Below are 20,522 nucleotides of genomic sequence, written 5' to 3'. Positions count from 1 at the left end.
AAATAAAGAGAAAATATTGAATGAGTATTGATTTATTATTGAATTGGATATTGGATAAACCCAGTAATGACAAGGATTTAGGAACATAACTGCATTGAAAAGATATTGGAAAAGACATGAAAAAACTCGGGCTCCTGATGAGGAAAACCCGAGAAATTATTGGATCTATATTGAAAAAGCAAATGTTTATTATTACGAAATCGGTGGTGGGAGTAGCAGATGTTTATTATCACAAGAAATTGTTTAATATTGATCTACATAGTTGAAAAAAGATACGTAGAGATAAGAGGGATTGCAAAAATTTATAATAAGAAAGCTATTACTAATACTCCCATTAATTTTTCCATTCATCTTCATAAATTGATAGGTAAAGAGGTAGGAATACCCCTTCGCTTTTTTCCCCATAATAAACCCTATTATATTCTACATTAAATCCACTTGCCATATATATAATAGCGTTTCTTACAAGTCTTATTGTGTCATAGGTAATCTTTTTCAAATTTGAATAACTTATTTTATACTCGTATTTATTAGTATCTGCTAGTTCCTCATCAAGTGACTTATCATAATAATCGAGAACTCTAATGTATCTATGCTCCATACAATTACGTAACAGCCGTATGTTTTTAAAGTCACCCGTTTTTCCATCTAAGTCCCTACTTAACCAATAAAGAGCATTAAATGGGCTCCCTAATGCAACATCTAACTCTATTTCTTTATACCACCTTTGGAAATCAATTTTATAAGTAGGTATCTCCTGCTGATGAAATTTACAACAAAATAAACCTATCTTGTCCAAAATACCAAATGCAGTTCTTAGAGAGATTTTGAGTAACTCAGTCCTATACCGATCGCAGGATAGTCTAAAGTATTAATCAGTAAATTATGGTGTTGTGATTCATGTACTCCATTTTCATAACTTGAAGTGTCTATCTTATAAAGAAAGTATCTCGCCATATTAAATTCTTGCTTTATGGTGTTAAACCAAGAATAGTACTCCATGTTATTCTCTTCTCCAAAATACCCTAACCCCATATCAACCATTTGAATATCATCAACATTCCCATATTCATAAATTATATTAATGTAATTTAAGCTCAGATTTCTCTTGGAGGCCCAATTTTTATAATTATCATCAACGTCTAAAATCAATGACCATGGTTTAACATCCGAAAGATGAACATTAATTATTTCTTCCATATACCTTTTCCATTCAATGAATTGTGCAAGTATGTCGTCTGGCATATGGTCTGGAGTTACACTTTTACATACATCTTCCAACTCGGAAACGCCTTTCTCAATTAAAAAACGCATAACAGAACGATCAGTAATTTTTGTTGATAGTGAATGATGCTTTATAGCTAAATTTGCTCTAGCCATTGGAAATTGATCAATAAAATTTTCAACCTTTTTTAGCTCCTCAATTGATTCAACTGTTCTTCCCATTTCATTATACACATTGGCTAAATTAACATAAATTTGTGAGACATATGCTTTGCTTAAAGTATGCTCTTCTTCTTTTGTTAGAACAATAGCATCTCGATAACTTTTTATTCTTGATGAAAAGTTTTCAAAAACAAAGTCATCATAATATTTGTATTGCCTTAATATCAGAGATACCTTTTTAAATTCTTCAAACTCTTTATGAGTTATATACTGTAAAATAGCCCTATAATTTGATTTAGTGTATAAGTACATTGTTTTTTCGATATTATTAAGTTTCTCAAAATCAATCGAATTAAATTTCTCTTCTATAGTAGAAACATGCATTAAAACAACTGTAGTATTAGATTGTTTCTTCAATAACAATTGATCCAATTTATCAACTTCACTACCAATACCTATTAACTCAGCCACGTAATCTCTAACCATTTATGTCTCCCTAACTTAATTATTCTTACCATCCAATAATAAAATAAAAATAATATAAAATCTTAAAAAGAAGTATTTATACAGTAGAAAAATAATGATATACAAAGAGGACTTTAATATACTAACAAGATGATATCACTTAGCAAACTTTCAAATAAATCTATACACATATCTTTGTCTTCTAAAACATCATATACTTTAATCAACTCATAATAGCTATCATGTCCCCCACCTTCATGTAGAAGGTAATTGACCATTTGTTGTTTTGCATTTGTATTATCTAAAGCTGCGGCTATCCCCAAATATAAGTACTCACTGTTTTTCTTGAAATAGATCGTGTCGGGATATCTATTTATACGCAAATGATTAATAAATATATTGATATTGCCAAATAAATCAATACACTTTTCAATCAAATATTCATACTGTTCAAGTGTATCAACGCAATACTTGGAATCAAGATTATTAAAAAACTGTTCAAGTTTTTCTTTAGTATCTAATCCTTTGATTACCTTTGTGATGGTAGTATTATCTGATTTAGACACCGTTATAGAATTAATATTGGGCTCCTCTATTTCATCCACATCTACCTGTTTTGAAAGTCGTTCACACAATTTAACATAACTTTGAAACTCAGATGAATATAACTGTCTACCCCAACCAGCAAAATCAAGTTCAGCTATCAGTTCTTGAATTTTTTCTAAAACTTCTGCATGTTCTTTTTTACTGTACAAATCAGAAAGACCTATAGCAAGGTATACTTTTATTTTTTCATTAAAATAAGACCAGTTTGTTTTCTGATTATAATTATCGAAATAGGAATTAAAATTCAAAATACATTTCTCAATTTCTTTTAAAGGGATTCCCAAATCTACCATTGTACATGCAACATCACGGTGAATATTATTATCTAAATTCACAAACTCTACTAGCCTGTTATAACAATAGAATGCTATTTCAAAGTTACTTCTACTCAAAACCTCAATTAACATTTCAGATACTGTATTTTCTATATGATTATTTTTTAATTTAAGAATAATTTCTATCAGTTCTTCAACATATACGATTGTTTGTTCTTTTGAAATCCAATGATTTTTAAGTAAAATTTCTAGCGATCCTATGAGTATTTCATCAGCTAAAGTATCTTTTCTGGAATTCATCCTCATTATTCCATGATCCACACCACTTAGTAAAAATTGATAACTGACATTTTCATCAAAGTCGGCTAATAAATAGGAAATAATAAACATGGATTCGCTTGTACTAGAATAATCTATATCTTTATAACTCTCTTCCGACGTTAGCCTTAGTAACTCATTTGTACTAAATAATTCCCCATATTTCTCCCTATCAGCTTTCTTTATTTGGAAATATACGATTTGCATATTTTCTATTTCTTTATGATTTAAGTAATTAATACAACCTTTCACAGTCTTTAAATCCTCTCCAGTAAATACAAACACATAGCCAAGTAGCAGACGAACATAATATCCTACAGTTGATTTTTTTAGAATAGCAGAGGTGGAGAAGATTTTTACTATTTTAGTTAAAGAACAAGTTCCATCTAATAATAGGACAAACATTTCATAAAACTTATTGTATTCCATTATGCTACTGTGTAAATTATTACCCAAGCCTTTTTTATTATTATGTGGCAATGACAAAAATGCAATAATGTTATGGTGGTTTTTCCAAAACACAGAACTTTCTATTTTTCCTAACTTAGATATATAATTTTCTATACAATTAGTTTCCTCATCATTTAAAACTTCCCCTGCATATTTTTTAAACCCATATATTAAGGCTTGATGTAGCCCTTTAGATGGATTTAAAGAATTAACTCTATTTAATATTTCATTTTTTAATACTGGAAATTGGTGAATAGCCGCTAAACAATCTGGTTCGCAAATTGAAGTTAGATAGGCTCCCAACTGGTATTCATTAAAGTCTTTTATAAATGATACAAATTCATTAGGGCGTTCCATAGTTAAAATATAAGTTAGTGATTTCATGACAGTTAATGTTGTTGGTGTATATTCTTCCATAAATTCCTCTGCTGACTCAACTTTAATCTTAGTAACCATTTCTTTATACTCAGCTACATTATTTTGTCTAATAACTATATCTATATAGAACTTATTTCTCCAAAATTCATTTGCAGCTTTTTCTTCTGTATAGTTAATTCTATATTTTATATCTACAAGTAGTTGCATTATTTGTTCATATTTCACAAGTAAAAGTTTTACAGTTTCCTTCTTATTATGTTTATACAGCTCTACTAAACTTCTAAGAAATATTTTTAATAAGTGGTCCATTTCTGAATCTTTTGATCGACCTTTCGTTGTTAAACTTTGCAATTTTTTTATAATCTTATTTGGCAACTCCAGTAAATAATCTTTAAAAACAAGGTTATCATCATTTATAATGACCTCAAAAATGCCATTTTTCTGGCTCGTTAATGCGTAAGTTAAGTAGTCTGACCATTTATAATAAGGTTCATCTGCTCCCCAATTTTTGTTGTTTCCTAAATAAACATCATACAATCCCAAACTTTGTGATAAAGCAATGTTATTTGTTTTTATGGTTTTATTTTTTAAATATGGAATTAACATCTTATAGAAAAAGTCTATATTAGTTAGCAAATGTTTCTCACGGAGAAACTTGCTATCTTTCTCCATTTTTTCAATGATGCCGAGCATTAGAAAGTATTCTGAATACCTTCTATGTTTATATGTATAGGATTGTACTGTGTTAGTTCCATAAACATCAAAGAAGTTCTCTGCTAGAAAATCTATTATTCTATTAATCGCTTGATAGTCACATCTTGGTAATAAATCTAGAAGTAATGAATACAACTCTTCGTATTTAATACTTACAATTTGATTTTCAAAGTTGTATAAAGATATTTGCTTATTTAGTTCATTAATAGTATCTATTTTAGGGTTTGGTATATTTAATTCATTAAGGTATTTTGTATGAGATAAATTATTTAAGATCTCATTGATATGGATCTCTATTAAGTCTGTTAAATAACTATCACTATTGATTTTATCAATTTGCTTCCATAAGATGGATAACGTTAATGTATCCTGAATGCCATCGAAAATTGTTGGATTAGCTATAGCTAAATTTTGTAGTTTTTCCTGTTTCCTAATATCTCCTTTTTCGGAAAAGTATCTTTCGATCTCCTCTTTTGATAACTCCACAATTTGATATTCATTTATATTTTTATATCCTATTTTTAGTTTTATCTTATTTGAACTTGCTATTCTACAAGAGATAATTATTGTTTTTGTTGATTTTTTCTCAGCTAATTCGAATATATACGCTAAAGTTGTATCAATCTTTGTATCTGATACCTCATCTAATCCATCAAACAAATATATATAATTATTTTGTCCTACAAAGCCATATTCAGTTTTTCTTCTGTTAATAATAGTCTCAAGACTATCTAAGGAAGTTGTGTTTAAATTTACATATATTGATATAGCTGAAATTTTATCTAATACTGCTATTTGGTCTGTCTTGCTATTTTTACCAGAACCAGTATAAACCTGAAATAATTTGCTCATACAAACACTTTTACCTGAACCTGGGGGACCAGATATTAGATTTATTTTTCTATTATTTTCTAAAGCTAATTTTGAATAATCCGTAATAGATATTTTTTGTTCCTCGCCAAAAAGATTTAATTCAATGTACTCTCTAGACATTAATAATGTATTCAATCGCATACCTTTAGCATCTTGTATGTAGCCCAGATGATCTGCATCTCCAAAGAACAGTTGAACTAAATCTAAATTATTTGGTTGATTAAGGACAATTTCAAAATTAGATGGTAAAAACCATTGCACTGTTACACCTTTCTTATTACATTTTTCAACAATTTCTCGGGCACTTTTACTACTAACTTTCATATTACAACTTAAAAAGATAACAATGTGGTCTAATTTGTTTTTCTTAGGGTCTTTGTTTGTAAAGTGATTTAGAGCCTTTGTGATGGACTGTTTTAGATTTGAGTAATTCATTTTTTCAAAGAACTTGGATTGAAAACCATAATACTTCCCGTCAGAGTATTGGTAGGGTTCTGTCTCCAAACCTACTTGATTGAAATCAGCTTTTATCCCCTCTGTTATCCCGAGTTTCCTACAAAAAATGTGATAACATAATAATTCAAAAGCAGCGGTATAATTACTATTCTTTACTTTGAATTTATCCCAATTAATAAAATACATTTAACCTCTCCTCCAAATTTAGAAAAGACAATCAAAACACAACAAAATTTATTCAAAGTTCTTTTTCTGATAATTTTCATTTATGCTCCATTGCCAAGCATTTAGGAAAATCAATAATTCATCAGTATTGTAATAGTATTCCAGAACAATCTCCGGCAGTTCACCTTTCTCAACCATAAGTCGTAATCCCATTTCACCAGAGACCCTTGTATTGTAGTCAGGTTCTGGATGGTGGAGATATACCATGACCTTCTCCTTTTCATAACTATAAGTTAAGTTCTCAAAAGGATTCAGTATCTCATATGTTGTCAGTTCTTGGATATTCATGTCCTGAAGGTTTTGATGGATTTCACTTATCACCAAAGTAGTCACTGACCACAGGTTTATACATCTCTTCATATACCGCATGAAATGTCGATTTATTTATGTTTTGGTCATAACAATCCATATTCAATGGATCATAGTAAACCACTTTAAAGCCTGTTCCAACCTGATTCATTTTGACGAAGATTAGACTCCAATTAGCCACCCTACATATAAATGCATGTCCTGCTTCTATTACTTTAATTGCACTTCCATAACCATTATCTAATTTGTTTACTTCCATCTGTGTACTCATTTCGATTCCTCCTATATTAATGATTTTTAAATATGGAGTCCATGGAACTGAGAAAATTACAATTATTCCCTTACTCTAGCTCCTTGAATTCATATTTCTTTTGTTCTATGATTCTATTATATATTGGCAATGGAATTAAAAGGTGACGTTCCAAGTCACATTTAGAATTTTGGGAGGATTTTCATGAACAAAACATTAGACCAACAGACTATAGCTGAATTAAAATTATACATTAGAGACAATGGTCTAAATAAAGTAGCTACAGCCCTAAAAAGACAGTTCCTTGCTAATGACTTAACTACGGTATATAGTCCATCATCACCGCCTGTGGATACTCATTATGGTAAAGGTATCTTTGGAGCTTTAAAACAAAGGATCAAAAGGGTGAAAAACACTTATACACTCGGAGAGTATGTGGAGTCGCTTTTAAATGAACGGAATAAGAGCTTTTCTGTTGACCTTGAAAAGTTTGGTATTGACCGATTTTATAAAAATAAAGTTATAAAAAACAAAATAAACCCATCAAAACAAAAACTTCTTTGCCTTGCAATTGCATTACAATTAAATATTGAAGAAACTAATGAATTGCTTAGAAGAGCCGGACTTACATTAGCAGAAGAAAATTCCGTCTTTGACAATATTTTAGGGTACTTCATAGAAAAAGGGATTTACGATCCTATTCAAATTGATACTTATTTGGTTGAATTTGGTGAATCACCAATGTTCTCTATTGAATAAAATTTCGGGATAGATCTGAATTAGAACAGGAGGAGGGAGATGCCCCTCCCTTTTTGTCGCCTCAACAATAAGACGAACAAGAAAAGACTGAATCATATAGATCCAGCCTTAATTTGTATAAATTTAATGCAGTTAGTTAATCTTATTTCATCTTTCATTAACGCCCCCTATAGTTAAAGAACGAAATCAACAATAGATACAAAATAATAATATTAGTATTTTCCTCTTCAAAAATCATCTTCAACATCACAATTCCTGTATTTAGAAAGAATAGAATAGAGACCAATGTGTTTTGCAAAATATAAGTTAAGAGTATTGCAATGGCATACCTCGTAGCAACTTTACATGGAGAAGTGGGCATGATAGCCTTGTTAACTTAGCCAAGCCCTTATACGGCTGGCTTCTTGGCTAAATATTCATGCTCACAGAGGCTCCATGTCAAGTTGCAACATTCTAAACTGTTGCTTGCAAAGTTCTAAAGTTTTGCTTTGCAAAACACAACCAAATCCATTTTAGCTACTTTCAAGAGCAGTGTATAATTCTTTTAAAAGTTTATCCTTAATAATTGGTTTCATTACTAAATCGAATTCTTTTTTACTTTGGTAAATATCGCTATATTTACAATCAAACAACATTGCTATCACTTTTTGTCTTGGAGTATCAAAAGATATATTTAGTTCTTTGAATTTTGGATAGGTTTGATAGAATTCTTCCGTTTTTTTCTTTATCATTCTTATTTCTTCTTCTTTAGCTTCTATTGTACGCTTTTTATCTTCTTCTTCCCATTTTCTTTTCGTTGCTTTAACTTCTTCTATAGTTCTCCGCTTTTTTTCATGAAACTCATACGGAGTGCTGAAATAACTCATTCCCAGTGTTTTTTGCATCTCTTTTAATATATGAACCGACTCTTCAGGGGTTAGAAAAGACTTATCGTAACAAGTTTTCATCCATTGTGGATAAGGTATTTTTTTTTCGATATACCATTCTTCAATAATTGGCTTTAAAAACACTTCATACCCTAAGTAACCAAATTCACTAGAAGTTTCCTTTGAAATCAAAACGTGCAAAATGGTATGTTCTATCAGATTACAATAAACCAATCTATCTTTCCTTTGGTAATCAAAGGAAATTTTATTCGTTTTTACAAATGATTGGTCAGATATATTCAAATAATTCTTCTCATCTATATGATGACAATATAAACCTTCGTCAGTCCTTGAAAACTTTCCTTTTGTGATATTTTTTATTTCTCCAGCCATAAACCTTTGATATGATTTTTCTCTAAAATAATCATCTTGTGCAGGACCATATTTCTGTAATAAGCAATCGACTGCTTTATCATAAGTTTTTGACAGTAACTCCTTATATTCTTTATAAGTGTCCACTTGCAATTCCCCTTTTTTACTCATAGACAAATCTCATACGTCCAATAAAGTCTGCTACAGTATAAGGTTCGAACGGTTCTATGTATATCGTATAAGCATCATCTAAAGATTCTTGGGCAAGTTGTCGGTATCCTTCTTCTGATTGATCCTCTTGATGATAATGCAATGGTATAGGATATCTTGTGATATGACCATCACCGTGAGACGAGTAAGTAATGATACCAGCAGCCATCCCTTGACTGGTTAAATCTAAATGTGTTACGTCTTCCGGATAAGAAACTTCATTAGAAACTTCTGTAGGATCACCAGCGGAATTATATCTTACGTTAACAATCGGAACACCCCATTCGGCGTTCCACACAGCCCATTGATCTAAACTTGGCTCACCATTTATTGTCATAATTATTCGTGCATAGTCAATTTCTGATTGACTATAGTGAGTTTGTAGATCCCGATTGGACATAGAATAAAAAAAGAAATCATTCGTAATTGAATAAAGAACTTTTTTATCTCCGTCATGACGTAATTCGAATTGTTCTGTTCCACTTTCGCTATGGAGTCCCCACTCTTCGTTTTCATCACTATCTAAATCAAGCGTCAAAACATTTCCTTCTATTGTTTTATCCAAAATAGTAGAAGTCATATCAAAATCCCAACGATTAAAACTTTGATAAAAATCGTCTCCTAGTATCAATATATTTGAACCCATTGATTCTATAGGGGAGTTGTATGGCTCTCCTTCGAAAGTCACATATGTTCCTTTAAAATCTTCATATGTATACGTTTGTTCTTCAACACTTCCTTCCTCTGACCCAGCGGGTTCTGGATCTTCCACTACCGTTTCTTCTACTTCTTTGACCTCTTCCCCTACTCCTAGTTTTATTGGATCATCCTCAATTTCATCTTCACTACCAAGAGCATACATTCCAATAGTTCCAAATACTAGGCCAAGAACGACTATCACCCAAAAACACGGTTTCTTATAATATGGTTTTGAAGGTCTTGATTTAATTTGATTTCCATTTTTATCATAAAATTTTTTCTTTGTCATCTGTTGTTCGCTCCCTATTTAGCTCCCTTGAGACAATTGAGACAATTCTATTGCTTAGTATAGTTGAATAATATTATCTTAGTTCCACAATCCTGGCCGTTTGTTGAAGAACATTTAATTTATACTTTAACATAAAGATTTTCGTTTGTACCTATACTCTTGAGTTATGACACCAAAACAAAAAAATAAGCCGATTATAATCGACTTTAGTTTTTATTAAAGCCCCCGTTAGTTCAATATTCTTTCTTAGATAAATCCAATTCAAAAATAAGTGAATTTCTATCAGGGTAATCATATTGAATTAGCAAGTCCTCTTTTTCAATCTCCTTAAATCCAACCTTTTTATAAAAACTATGTGACCTAGTGGCTTTAGATGGGGTATCCAAAATTACCTTAGAAAAACCTTGTTTCTTCGCAAAATTAAGTAATGCTTCGTAAAGACCTGTTCCTATCCCAACCTCTTTACCACGGTAATCTTTATAAACGAAAAATTTCTTTAATACGGCAACATCATTCGTTTTCTTTTGCAAACCGATAGAACCTATAACCTCACCGTTATCGTTTAATGCTACCCAAAAGTTTCCTCCGTCGTTTATATAGTTTGATTGAATATCCAAAATGTCTGGTTGTTCTTCTGCACTAATCCCTACACCATATTCAACATTCTGTACGTGCAATATTAAATTGATGACTTCTTCTTTATATCTATCATCGTAAATCGTAATCATTTATTTTTCCTCCAAATGTATTTTATTTAAAGAATACTATTTTTTTGTTAAATTAAACTGCCCCGTTAGCGTAAGTACATTACTTCACAATATATCTGAATCCAACTCCATTTTACCATGTATTCTAACTATAAAACGGAAGGATCTTCTCAATTTTATTAAAGAAATCCGAAGGTCCACCGGCATAGTGTCGGAAAACAATCGGATTGGAAATGTTAATTTTATTTAATGTAGAGAAAGCAAGATAAACGATATCTTTAATGATATTTTCTAGCCATTACCTCTTTCTGTTCTTATAGTCCGAAAAAGAAACAACATTACTTGAAGGTGTTTCATCACTTTTGTCTGTATTGTATCCGCCGAAATAATTAGGTTATTCTCCAACTTATCTTCGATTAATCCTTTAATTAAGTTCATATTTACCCCTCCATTCTATTTTATTAATTTTGTATCCCACTTATTTTTTACTCACCTGCATGTTCTAGCCCGTCTACAATAGATATTTTTTTAGTCCAACATTTTAATTTCACCTTAATGAAACCATACAGGAATTATATATCTTTTAAAAGTAGATATTGTTCCTTCCATTTGTCATAAAGTTCATTATGATGATCCAAAAAATACTCTCTTTCAAACAGTTCTAAAAAACCGAGGTCCTGTTTAGTAGTAGATGGAAAATTAATCTTATAAAACGGAGTTTTATCCATTACGCCTGGTGTTTCAAAATCTGAAAAGAAGTACATATCAACCATATTGGTTAAGATAGCAACTTTAACTGATTCTTCAGTTGAGTAATACTCACTGGTTTGTTTGATATGAGTATCTATGTTTTCTTTGATTCCTTTTGTCTCGAAAAGGATAATTGGTTTTAATTTATGATCTAAGTAGACCCCAGTTGCAGCATTTTCTCCAATATTTGGGCGTTCAAAACGACTTTGACATGGATGAGTATAATCCCAACCTAATTCTTCAAACAAATTGCAGAAGAGTTGAATTTTAACATGTGATTTATGTTCAAAAAGGAGTTCAAAGGAATCCCTTGTTTTGTTAATCTGGTTTACTTTATTGTTAAGTTTCATAATATCGCTCCTTCTTTAAATTTAAAATATTTATTTTGAATCTGTATGTTTGATGTCTTGCCGTTCCTGATTTTAATCCATTTAAGTTCCTCCTCTTGGTCGTATATTTTGTTGATTCCTTAACTCTATATATTTATTTTATCTGTAGAAAAGATTAAAAGGGTTGCCTAGCAAGTCACATTTTGATTGTTTAACATAAAAAGAGACTAATTCACTGGATTAGCCTATGTAAAAGAGTATTGTAACTTTGGAAAAACAGAATTTAAACAGAACCTTTAATTGAATTCATTCATTTCTTTCTCTTATCTCCCCTTTGATTCTGGATGAAATATTACAAGCCTAACTAAATTCTTTCTTCTAACTATGTACAATAAGAATAAACATCTGCTAAAACCACACCCTCCAACCCGCATTCCACCGTTCCAGTCATAATAAAGTTTTCCTACAGAACCCTCATTTTGTGCAATTTCTGATTCAAAAACGACCCATTTTCGTAGTTTTTCTGGCTGCTTTTTCACCTTTTTTTCGAAGTTAAAATAAAGTTCACCGATATAATGGAGAGAAGAATAAGAGAAAGAATAGTTGATGAGAAAAGATAAACATATTGAATCGGTAATGATTTATTATTGAAATTAATATTGAGTGGAATATTGAACAAAACCCAGTATTGACTATGGATAAGGCCATAATATATTTATGAAAAAACTATGGAAAGAATATTGATTTGTACTGAAAAAGGCATTAAAAATCCCGGGATTCTATTGAAGAATACCCGAGAAATTATTGGAATTCGGTAATGTTTATTTTAACGAAATCGAGGGTGGAATCGGAAATGTTTATTTTAACTGAGTGAATTAATTTTTAACTGGACATAGTAGACTAAAGAGTTAAGAAAAAAGAGAAATCCAGTAACAGTCTACAATATACGATTATTGAATAGTCTATTAAACGAGCCATTCTGTTAAAATTCCTATCCTATATCTTTTTAAAGTTTATTTCCATTAAATCCTTTAGCCATTTACTAAAACTTCATACTCTTTATGCTCATGTAATCCATCATCATTTTCAACATGAACTTGAATATTGTAAGTACCGGCTTCTGTGAATTGATGCGTGCCTGTATATTCTCCAGGAGCAACTTCCTCTGCATTTACCCATTCATGTTTATCAGACAGATCATCATTCCAGATTTCATAACGTACATTAGCTTCTTCTAATGGATTACCATCCATTTGCAAATGAACGATAAGCTCTGTTTCAGTATCTGTATCTACGTTCTCTGGTTTAACAAAATGCAGTTCAAACCCATCTGCATGGTGGTTATGTTCATGGGACTCGTGGTCATGCCCTTCAGATTCATCATCCTGGTTTTCTGCTTCCGCATTACTTTCTCCTGTACCAACCGTAATTGACTTTTTAGGCATAGTATGAAGACTCTTAGCTGTTGTGTGTGCGTAAATTTCATACACTCCATCTTTATCAAATGACACTTCGGCAGTGTACGTTCCATCCCCATTGTTATTTCCTTCAATAAATGTACTATCCTCTTCTTTTCCTTTCTCCCAGTATTCAAATTCAACTTCATCGGCATCTGTTACTTTCTCATCTCCGTATGTAACGATAGCCAATAATTCGATTGTTTCTCCTACATCAGCCTTTTCAGGAAGGTTAAATTCAACTTCAAGCATTTTTAGTTCTTCGGATTCATCTTGTTCCTCCTCAGTCCCGTTATTACATGCAGCTAATACTCCTACTATTATGACAAACAAAAACATAAGAAGTTTATTTTTCACTTTTAAATCCTCCATTTCTATTATTGGTGTTAACTCAATCACTATTTAAAAATCTTTTGTAAATCTTCTTCTCTCTTTAATTAATGATGCTCTTTATGGCATGGACTATGTTCATTCCATTTTAGAAAGTTTATTTCAATGGCCTTATTAAAACTAAATACTTCCCCACCAAAGCCCTTCACAAATTTATCTGCATGCTCTTTCCATTCAAATGTTAAAACCTGTGGGTGACAACACCCCATATGTATTGACGTATCCATAACAAACCAAGCTAAAGAAGCACTTATCGTCGTTTGCTTTAAAAAATCAGGACAAATAGCTTGAATAACACTTTCTCCTAATTGACGTTGACGAAGTAATCCACAATGGGCACAACAGGCCACTTCAATTTTGTTATTTGCTAAAATTAGTCGATATGCTAACCTTTCGTTTATTTCCCTACTACAAATTATACATTGCGTAGAATGGTGATGTTCACTTTTCTCATTATTTGCTAAAGTAACTCCACCGAATGTTTTCATTACGAACCCTTCATCTATCAAAGGTTTTATATCTCGATGTATAGTCATTTCTGAAACGTTAAGTTCGTTACTTAATTCTGAAATTTTCATCGTTTGATTTCTCTTTATTAACTCTTTAATTCGCTTTTGGCGTTCCAATGGTAACAATTCTTCACCCCACCTCCTGATGATTTCTAACAAACTATAACATTTTTTAACATTACTTTACTAAAAGGATAGCAATACATCAATGAAAATTGTGTGAAGGTTTAGTGAAAGTTGAAATAAAAAACTAATTCGTGAGGTTTAACTCTTTTTCAAGAAGATGAAAAACCATACATACATTTCATTTGTTATTAGTATGATTAATTAAGTATAGCAAAATAATCAAATTGCTAAAGGTGGTGAAAAAGAAGAAAAGTCGGATGAATCAGAGGAAAAATCCGAATTTGAAAAAGTAGTGAAAGAAGAAACTGCAACTGTTGATGAACAATTTTCAGGATACAAACTCATTGAAGTTGATGGTGGTGACTTGTCTGGTCATCGTGAACCTAACGTTGTCGTTGACATCGGTTTTGGAGATAGGGAATATTGGGCATTTACATTTATTCCCTGAGTATCGTGGGGATTTTGGGGACTTATATTCTACGGTATCTTTACTTACCCTATTAAACTTATCCTACGTCTAAAAATGTTTTACAGACAGCTAAAGAAATTCTGGATAAAATGAGTTTCTATTAGCTGGTTTAGTTGAAAATAGTTGATCTCTAACTATTTGCCTTACAATATATTCTGCATCATAACCTACACCTTGTAGTATGGCTGAACCACGTCGATACTGCCAAGGCAAACCAATAAAATATAATCCCTGAATAGTTGATATACCTCGATAATGTATTACTTTTCCTTCCACATTTATAACGTCATCTATCTTTAACCAAGAAAAGTCCGATTTAAAACCTGTAGCCCATATGATATTGTTAACTTCTAAAGTTGATGAATCTTCAAATATTACTTTGTTTTGTTCACTACCAGTTACTCTTTTTTTTGTGATTACTTCTTTATTATTAATTGCATTTTTTAATTCAAAACCAAATATAGGATCTCCAATTCTTTGAATCAATTTTCCCATCCGTGATTTATGATTTGCTTTTAAAATCCCTAACTTGTCAAACCACCAGTAGATGCTTTTTCTTCCCACTGACAAAGGTAAGAATTTTAATTTCCTACTATAAGCCAAATATGTTTCTCTTTGTTTAGATAATTCGACGGCAATTTGAGCACCACTATTGCCCGCACATACTACAAGAACACTTCCATCGATCAGCTGTATAGGATTCTTATATTCAGAAGAATGAAGTTGTTTTATGTTATTTGGTAAAAATTTCGAGAACGGAGGAATATTTGGTATTTGAAAAGGTCCAGTTGCAATTACAACATTTTTAGACTGGTATTTTTCGCTATTTGTCTTTATGATGTAATTTCCATTCATCTTGAATATATTTACAACTTCTGTATTCAATTTTATAGGAATTTCATAACGATCAGCATATTTTTCTAGGTAAGTAGCAATCTCATCTTTGGTCGGAAAGCCTTGTTCCTCTCCCACAAGAGGCATACCAGGTAATGAGCTATACATTCGAGGCGTAAATAAAGTTAAGGTATCGTATCTTGCTTTCCAACTTTCCCCGACCTCTGTTCCTTTATCAATGAGAATAAAATTTTGTTTAGATTGCTTTAAATAGTAACCTACGGAAAGACCCGCTTGTCCAGCTCCTATCACAATTGTATCGTACATTCTTATCCCCATCCTTAAATAAGAAACGCTCATTATTCATTTGATGATAGTCTAATAATTGGACATACCAAATGGGGATTTTTATACTAAATATAATAATCTCTAGGAGTGTCTAAGATGGCAAAACGATATGATAAAGAATTTAAAGTTTATGCAGTGAAACTGGTAGTGGAAGACGGCAGAAAAGCAGCCGAAGTGGCGAGAGAGTTAGATTTAGTCCCGCAGACGCTGCAAAAATGGGTAACTAAATACAAGGAGGACAAAGATGATAGCTTTGTAGGAAGTGGCAATCGCAGTGCAAAAAATCAAGCTGAGTATGAAAAAGATAAACGAATTCGTGATTTAGAAGAGGAGGTAGCTATCTTAAAAAAGGCTATGGGCATCTTCGCAAAAAACCCGAGATAATCTATGCATTTATCCAAGAACACCGTCACGAATTTCGTGTAGAGAAGATGTGCCAAGTACTAGGTGTTTCCAAGAGCGGCTATTATGAGTGGAGAGATCGTCCTGTCAGCGATCGATCCAAACGCAAACAAAAACTGACAGCCCAAATAAAACGTGTATTTATCGCATCCCATAAAAGATATGGGAGCCCTAAAATCACGCAGGTTTTACGTCGTGAAGGGGTACCTGTTTCTCAAAAAACAGTATCTCGTATCATGAAGGAAAATGGTTTGCGTTCGAAAACAGTGAAAAAATATAAGGCGACAACGAACTCAAAGCATTCGCACCCTGTCTATCCGAATCTATTAAACCAAGATTTCCAGGCAGATAAACCAGGACAAGTATGGGTGAGCGATATCACGTACATTTGGACGAAAGAAGGATGGGTCTATTTAGCAACGGTTATGGATTTGTTTTCCAGACGAATTATTGGTTGGGCAATGAGTCATCGAATGACTAAAGAATTAACACTCACAGCTTTAAGGCGGGCGATTAACCAGCAAACTCCGCAGAAAGGATTAATTCATCATTCCGATAGAGGAAGCCAATATGCAGCTAAGGAGTATCAAGCACTTCTCAGAAAATACCATATCATCACGAGTATGAGCCGGAAAGGCAACTGTTATGATAATGCATGTATCGAATCGTTTCATAGTGTCATCAAGAAGGAATTGATCTTTCATGAAAATTATCAAACAAGAGAAGAAGCCAAGCGTAGTATCTTCTCTTACATCATGACATTTTATAATTACAAGCGAATTCACTCGACTATTGGATATATGTCACCAATAGCATATGAAAAAATGTATCTAAGTAAAATAGCTTCATAGAAAAAAGATAACTAGCCTCTTGGTTAAAAGAAGGGTCGAACTTCCCCTTCTTTTAACCAAGAGGGAAGCAAGCAGAGCGCGGTAGGTATTTGAAAAAATTCACCATTTCTAGTGTCCAATTTCTTGACATAAATCCAACTCAAAGTTTGCCACTTTCTCTGACATATTTGTTTCTATTTCTTTCCCATTTCTTTCCCACAGGCAACAAGAAGTATAGATAGAATAACCATTAGAAAAATTAAACGTTTCATAGAATGTATCCCTTCTTAAAATTCAAAATTCATCGTTTAGCACCCAACTATTACAAACTGAGCACTATATTTTTCTACCATGTAAGTATATAAGAATTAAAATAGAGAGCTATCCAATTTTATTGGACAACTCTCTATGAGTTTATCCTTTGACTCTTAATAGACGTAAGGAATTCAATATTACAATGACAGCAGCCCCTGTATCACTTAGTACAGCCATCCAAAGCGTTAACCATCCTGGAATGATAAGAACTAATGCAATCAATTTAATTATTATAGAAAACCATATATTTTGTTTAATAATTGTTAATGCTTTCCTACTAAGTTTAACTGTATGTGGGAGTTTTTCTAAGTTATCTGCCATTAATACGATATCAGCGGTTTCCATTGCGGTATCGGTTCCTGCTCCACCCATTGCAATCCCTAAATCAGAAGTCGCAAGTGCTGGAGCATCGTTAATACCATCACCAACCATCGCAACCTTGTGACCCTCTTTTTGTAATTGTTTAATCGCATCTACTTTATCTTCTGGCATGAGTTCTGCAAAATAGCGATTTACATTTGTTTCTTTAGAAATCATTTTAGCTGTTCCTTCATTATCACCTGTAAGCATTACTAACTGTTTGACTCCCACTTGCTTCAGACCATTTAATGCCTTAACAGTTGTTGATCGAATCATATCAGAAACAGAGATAATACCCATTACTTCTTGTTTTGTTCCTATGATAACTACCGTTTTTCCTTGACGTTGTATATTATCTACTTTTGGCCTTACATCATCTACATTTATATTAAGCTCTTCAAACAGTTTTAGATTCCCAGCATAATATACTTCATCATCAATGGTTGCTTGAACACCTTTACCGACAATACTCTTAAATAGCTTTCCATTCTTAGCCTGTATACCTTTGTCTTTTGCATATTCCACAATCGTTTTTGCTATTGGATGTGTGGAGTAATCTTCTAATGTAAAAGCTATAGATATTAATTCATCATTTGATGTTGTTAATGCTTCAATTGCTGAAACTTTTGGTTTTCCTTCCGTTAATGTTCCTGTCTTATCAAAAGCAATAGCATTAATAGATCCTGCTTTCTCTAAGTACGTACCACCTTTTATTAGTACACCATTTTTCGCTGCATTACCAATTGCAGATACGATTGCTACTGGAGTAGAGATAACTAATGCACAAGGACAAGCAACTACTAATAATGCAAGCCCTCGATATACCCATTCTCCCCAAGCACCAAAGCCTAAAAGTGGCGGGAAAATGATTACCGCTAATGCTAAAATAAAAACAATAGGTGTATATATGCTTGCGAATTTGTCTATAAACGCTTCGGTCGGTGCTTTTTGTTCCTGGGCTTCTTCAACCATGTGAATAATTTTTGAAAGACTTGTATCATTAACTAACTTAGTAACTTTGATTTCAATAGAACCACTGTCATTAATTGTTCCAGCATATACAGGATCTCCAATCATTTTATCTACTGGAATAGATTCACCTGTAATTGGTGCCTGATTAATACTAGTTTCCCCTTGAGTAATTTCACCGTCTAATGGAATACGATCACCAGGCTTAATTACTACTATGTCACCGACAGAAACATCATCTACTGGCTTTTTAACTAGCTCCGTTCCAGCTTTAATCCACGCTTCTGATGGAGCTAAATCCATTAGATTACGAATGGAGTCTCTAGTTTGTTCAATGGATCTGTTTTGTAGGACGTTTCCAAGAGCAAATAACCAAACTACGGTTGCACCTTCAAACCATTCTCCAATTAATGCAGCACCAATAGCGGCCGCTGACATAAGGACATTCATATCTAATGATCGGCTTTTTATAGCGTAAAAAGCACTTTTGATAGGCTTATAGCCACTTACAGCAATTGCGATAGCATAAAGAATGGTTGATATTAATGGAGAAACTCCATAGTAAGAACCAATAAATCCCAATGCTATTAAAATACCTGAGAAGGTAATTAGCCCGTACCCTTCCTTGGTTTTCTTAATTTCTTTAGCTTTACTGTTATCTGATTGCAAAAAGGCTTTGTAACCAATTTTAGAAACTTCGGCAACAATGTCATCCACACTATTTTCATGCTCTACTTTCATTTTTCCAGTCGAGAAATTCACGCTGACACTATTAACTGCTGAAATGGTACTCAAGTGTTTTTCAATACTTTTAGCACAACCGCTACAATCCATACCGGCTACATCGTAAGTTCTAAAATTATTATTTTGTACCATCGGCTCAGCCGTAAAACCAAGTTTTTGGACTTGATCCGTCACACTGTCGAGAGCAAGAGCACTACTTCCGACTACTTGTAACTTTGCTGTATTATAATTTACTTTTACTTCCTGAATATCCTTTAAGTTACTTAATCCTTTTTCTAAGGTTAAGGCACAAGAAGGACAATCCATGCCAGAGACACGATACTCTACCTTTTCTCCCTTAGTAGTCATTGTCTTATCAGTTGACTTCTCTTCAATGTTACTACTACAGCAACTTGAATTTGACACGTGCGACTCTTCTTCGTTGTTATTGCAACAAGATGATGATTTCTCTTCTTTAGCTAAAGTTTGGCTACTACAGCAGTCGCTGGCTACTTCTTTGATGTTGATAGGTACCACTTTCTCTGATTGATTACAGAAACTTACTTCAGTCGCATTTACTTTTGTTTTTTCACCTAAAGGTTGACTACTACAACAGCTATTCGTTTCTTTAGTAGTTGTTGTTTTATCTTCTTCAGGATGGTTACTACAACAACTTTCTTGAGACAATATACTTTCATTTGAACTGCAACATTTGTCTGACATCAGCTATGCCCCCCTAGTCCAAGTGATTTTCACAACATGCAACATCCTTTTCCACGTCTTCAAGTACCACGTCAAACATTGTAAGTAATTCACGTATCTTTTGATTACGCAGACCATAATAAACGTATTTTCCTTCTTGCCGACCAACTATCAATCCACAACCTTTTAAACATGCTAAATGCTGAGAAATATTGGACTGACTGCCCTGAATATCTTCCACAATTTGTGACACAGTCTTTTCATTGTCTTTTATACATTCAAGTATTTCAACTCTAGTTTTATGCGAAAATCCATGAAGAAACTTAACCTTTGTATCTAGATCAATTTTTAACATGTAATTTCCCCCTTCATATTAGATATTTCTAATATGTTTTGTTATTA

The 20,522-nt window shown here is 32.5% G+C and carries 14 protein-coding genes and 2 pseudogenes; 3 read left to right on the top strand and 13 right to left on the bottom strand.

Annotated elements, in window-relative coordinates; translation table 11 throughout:
• Positions 1 to 334 precede the first annotated feature (334 nt).
• From KI343_RS07025 to KI343_RS07005, 4 genes and pseudogenes are all read right to left on the bottom strand, one after another.
• Positions 335 to 957, bottom strand: a pseudogene (locus tag KI343_RS07025) (LA2681 family HEPN domain-containing protein).
• A gap of 1,028 nt (positions 958 to 1,985) precedes the next feature.
• The gene (locus KI343_RS07015) at positions 1,986 to 6,107 is read right to left on the bottom strand and encodes an NACHT domain-containing protein (protein ID WP_212925722.1); all 4,122 of its coding nucleotides are present in this window, start codon (positions 6,105 to 6,107) and stop codon (positions 1,986 to 1,988) included.
• Positions 6,108 to 6,155: 48 nt separating this feature from the next.
• A complete protein-coding gene (locus KI343_RS07010; RefSeq protein ID WP_212925721.1) occupies positions 6,156 to 6,353 on the bottom strand; it encodes a hypothetical protein in 198 nt (65 codons plus the stop codon).
• A 103-nt stretch (positions 6,354 to 6,456) separates the two neighbouring features.
• On the bottom strand, positions 6,457 to 6,726 hold the full coding sequence (locus KI343_RS07005; protein ID WP_212925720.1) for a hypothetical protein: 270 nt from the start codon (positions 6,724 to 6,726) through the stop codon (positions 6,457 to 6,459).
• 183 nt (positions 6,727 to 6,909) lie between these two features.
• Here KI343_RS07005 and KI343_RS07000 point away from each other — a divergent pair, with 183 nt between their 5' ends.
• The gene (locus KI343_RS07000; protein WP_212925719.1) at positions 6,910 to 7,464 is read left to right on the top strand and encodes a hypothetical protein; all 555 of its coding nucleotides are present in this window, start codon (positions 6,910 to 6,912) and stop codon (positions 7,462 to 7,464) included.
• A gap of 512 nt (positions 7,465 to 7,976) precedes the next feature.
• Here KI343_RS07000 and KI343_RS20045 read toward each other — a convergent pair.
• The 6 genes from KI343_RS20045 to KI343_RS06970 form a co-directional block, all read right to left on the bottom strand.
• The gene (locus KI343_RS20045) at positions 7,977 to 8,849 is read right to left on the bottom strand and encodes an SAV1803-related protein (protein WP_483874248.1); all 873 of its coding nucleotides are present in this window, start codon (positions 8,847 to 8,849) and stop codon (positions 7,977 to 7,979) included.
• Positions 8,850 to 8,865: 16 nt separating this feature from the next.
• A complete protein-coding gene (locus KI343_RS06990) occupies positions 8,866 to 9,900 on the bottom strand; it encodes a hypothetical protein (RefSeq protein ID WP_212925718.1) in 1,035 nt (344 codons plus the stop codon).
• Between the two features lie 233 nt (positions 9,901 to 10,133).
• Complete coding sequence (locus tag KI343_RS06985; RefSeq protein ID WP_212925717.1) at positions 10,134 to 10,628, bottom strand: GNAT family N-acetyltransferase; 495 nt, start codon at positions 10,626 to 10,628, stop codon at positions 10,134 to 10,136.
• A 551-nt stretch (positions 10,629 to 11,179) separates the two neighbouring features.
• Positions 11,180 to 11,707 carry a hypothetical protein gene (locus KI343_RS06980; RefSeq protein WP_212925716.1) on the bottom strand — a complete coding sequence of 176 codons (528 nt, stop codon included), beginning with the start codon at positions 11,705 to 11,707 and terminating at the stop codon, positions 11,180 to 11,182.
• A 1,010-nt stretch (positions 11,708 to 12,717) separates the two neighbouring features.
• On the bottom strand, positions 12,718 to 13,500 hold the full coding sequence (locus KI343_RS06975; protein WP_244856785.1) for a FixH family protein: 783 nt from the start codon (positions 13,498 to 13,500) through the stop codon (positions 12,718 to 12,720).
• Between the two features lie 80 nt (positions 13,501 to 13,580).
• A complete protein-coding gene (locus KI343_RS06970) occupies positions 13,581 to 14,168 on the bottom strand; it encodes a DeoR family transcriptional regulator (protein ID WP_212925715.1) in 588 nt (195 codons plus the stop codon).
• A gap of 241 nt (positions 14,169 to 14,409) precedes the next feature.
• Between KI343_RS06970 and KI343_RS20540 the strand changes: the two are divergent.
• Positions 14,410 to 14,604 (top strand): annotated as a pseudogene (locus KI343_RS20540) (DNA/RNA non-specific endonuclease); the annotation flags it as partial.
• A 102-nt stretch (positions 14,605 to 14,706) separates the two neighbouring features.
• On the opposite strand, the gene KI343_RS06965 reads toward KI343_RS20540, so the two are convergent.
• Positions 14,707 to 15,798, bottom strand: coding sequence for a flavin-containing monooxygenase (locus KI343_RS06965; RefSeq protein ID WP_212925714.1), 1,092 nt, complete (start codon positions 15,796 to 15,798; stop codon positions 14,707 to 14,709).
• Between the two features lie 117 nt (positions 15,799 to 15,915).
• Here KI343_RS06965 and KI343_RS06960 point away from each other — a divergent pair.
• Positions 15,916 to 17,072 (top strand): IS3 family transposase gene (locus KI343_RS06960; protein WP_212925713.1). Its coding sequence is split into 2 segments (ribosomal slippage): positions 15,916 to 16,174 and positions 16,174 to 17,072, totalling 1,158 coding nucleotides; the frame shifts between segments, so codons are not numbered across the junction.
• A 393-nt stretch (positions 17,073 to 17,465) separates the two neighbouring features.
• Here the strand turns inward: KI343_RS06960 and KI343_RS06955 are convergent.
• Together KI343_RS06955 and KI343_RS06950 are read right to left on the bottom strand one after the other, a co-directional pair.
• Positions 17,466 to 20,141, bottom strand: coding sequence for a heavy metal translocating P-type ATPase (locus KI343_RS06955; RefSeq protein ID WP_212925712.1), 2,676 nt, complete (start codon positions 20,139 to 20,141; stop codon positions 17,466 to 17,468).
• 13 nt (positions 20,142 to 20,154) lie between these two features.
• Positions 20,155 to 20,475, bottom strand: a complete 321-nt coding sequence (locus KI343_RS06950) for an ArsR/SmtB family transcription factor (RefSeq protein ID WP_212925711.1) — start codon at positions 20,473 to 20,475, stop codon at positions 20,155 to 20,157.
• Positions 20,476 to 20,522 lie beyond the last annotated feature (47 nt).

The sequence above is a fragment of the Oceanobacillus sp. J11TS1 genome (genome assembly GCF_018333215.1).
GTDB lineage: Bacteria > Bacillota > Bacilli > Bacillales > Amphibacillaceae > Oceanobacillus.
The sequence above is the reverse complement of the archived record's forward strand: the minus strand, read 5'-3'. Positions and strand labels throughout refer to the sequence as shown.

Bases quoted from the DNA above. Each gene is read 5' to 3' on its own strand.
- KI343_RS07015 (WP_212925722.1), bottom strand. From the start codon at position 6,107: ATGTATTTTATTAATTGGGATAAATTCAAAGTAAAGAATAGTAATTAT.
- KI343_RS07010 (WP_212925721.1), bottom strand. From the start codon at position 6,353: ATGGTATATCTCCACCATCCAGAACCTGACTACAATACAAGGGTCTCT.
- KI343_RS07005 (WP_212925720.1), bottom strand. From the start codon at position 6,726: ATGAGTACACAGATGGAAGTAAACAAATTAGATAATGGTTATGGAAGT.
- KI343_RS07000 (WP_212925719.1), top strand. From the start codon at position 6,910: ATGAACAAAACATTAGACCAACAGACTATAGCTGAATTAAAATTATAC.
- KI343_RS06990 (WP_212925718.1), bottom strand. From the start codon at position 9,900: ATGACAAAGAAAAAATTTTATGATAAAAATGGAAATCAAATTAAATCA.
- KI343_RS06985 (WP_212925717.1), bottom strand. From the start codon at position 10,628: ATGATTACGATTTACGATGATAGATATAAAGAAGAAGTCATCAATTTA.
- KI343_RS06980 (WP_212925716.1), bottom strand. From the start codon at position 11,707: ATGAAACTTAACAATAAAGTAAACCAGATTAACAAAACAAGGGATTCC.
- KI343_RS06965 (WP_212925714.1), bottom strand. From the start codon at position 15,798: ATGTACGATACAATTGTGATAGGAGCTGGACAAGCGGGTCTTTCCGTA.
- KI343_RS06955 (WP_212925712.1), bottom strand. From the start codon at position 20,141: ATGTCAGACAAATGTTGCAGTTCAAATGAAAGTATATTGTCTCAAGAA.
- KI343_RS06950 (WP_212925711.1), bottom strand. From the start codon at position 20,475: ATGTTAAAAATTGATCTAGATACAAAGGTTAAGTTTCTTCATGGATTT.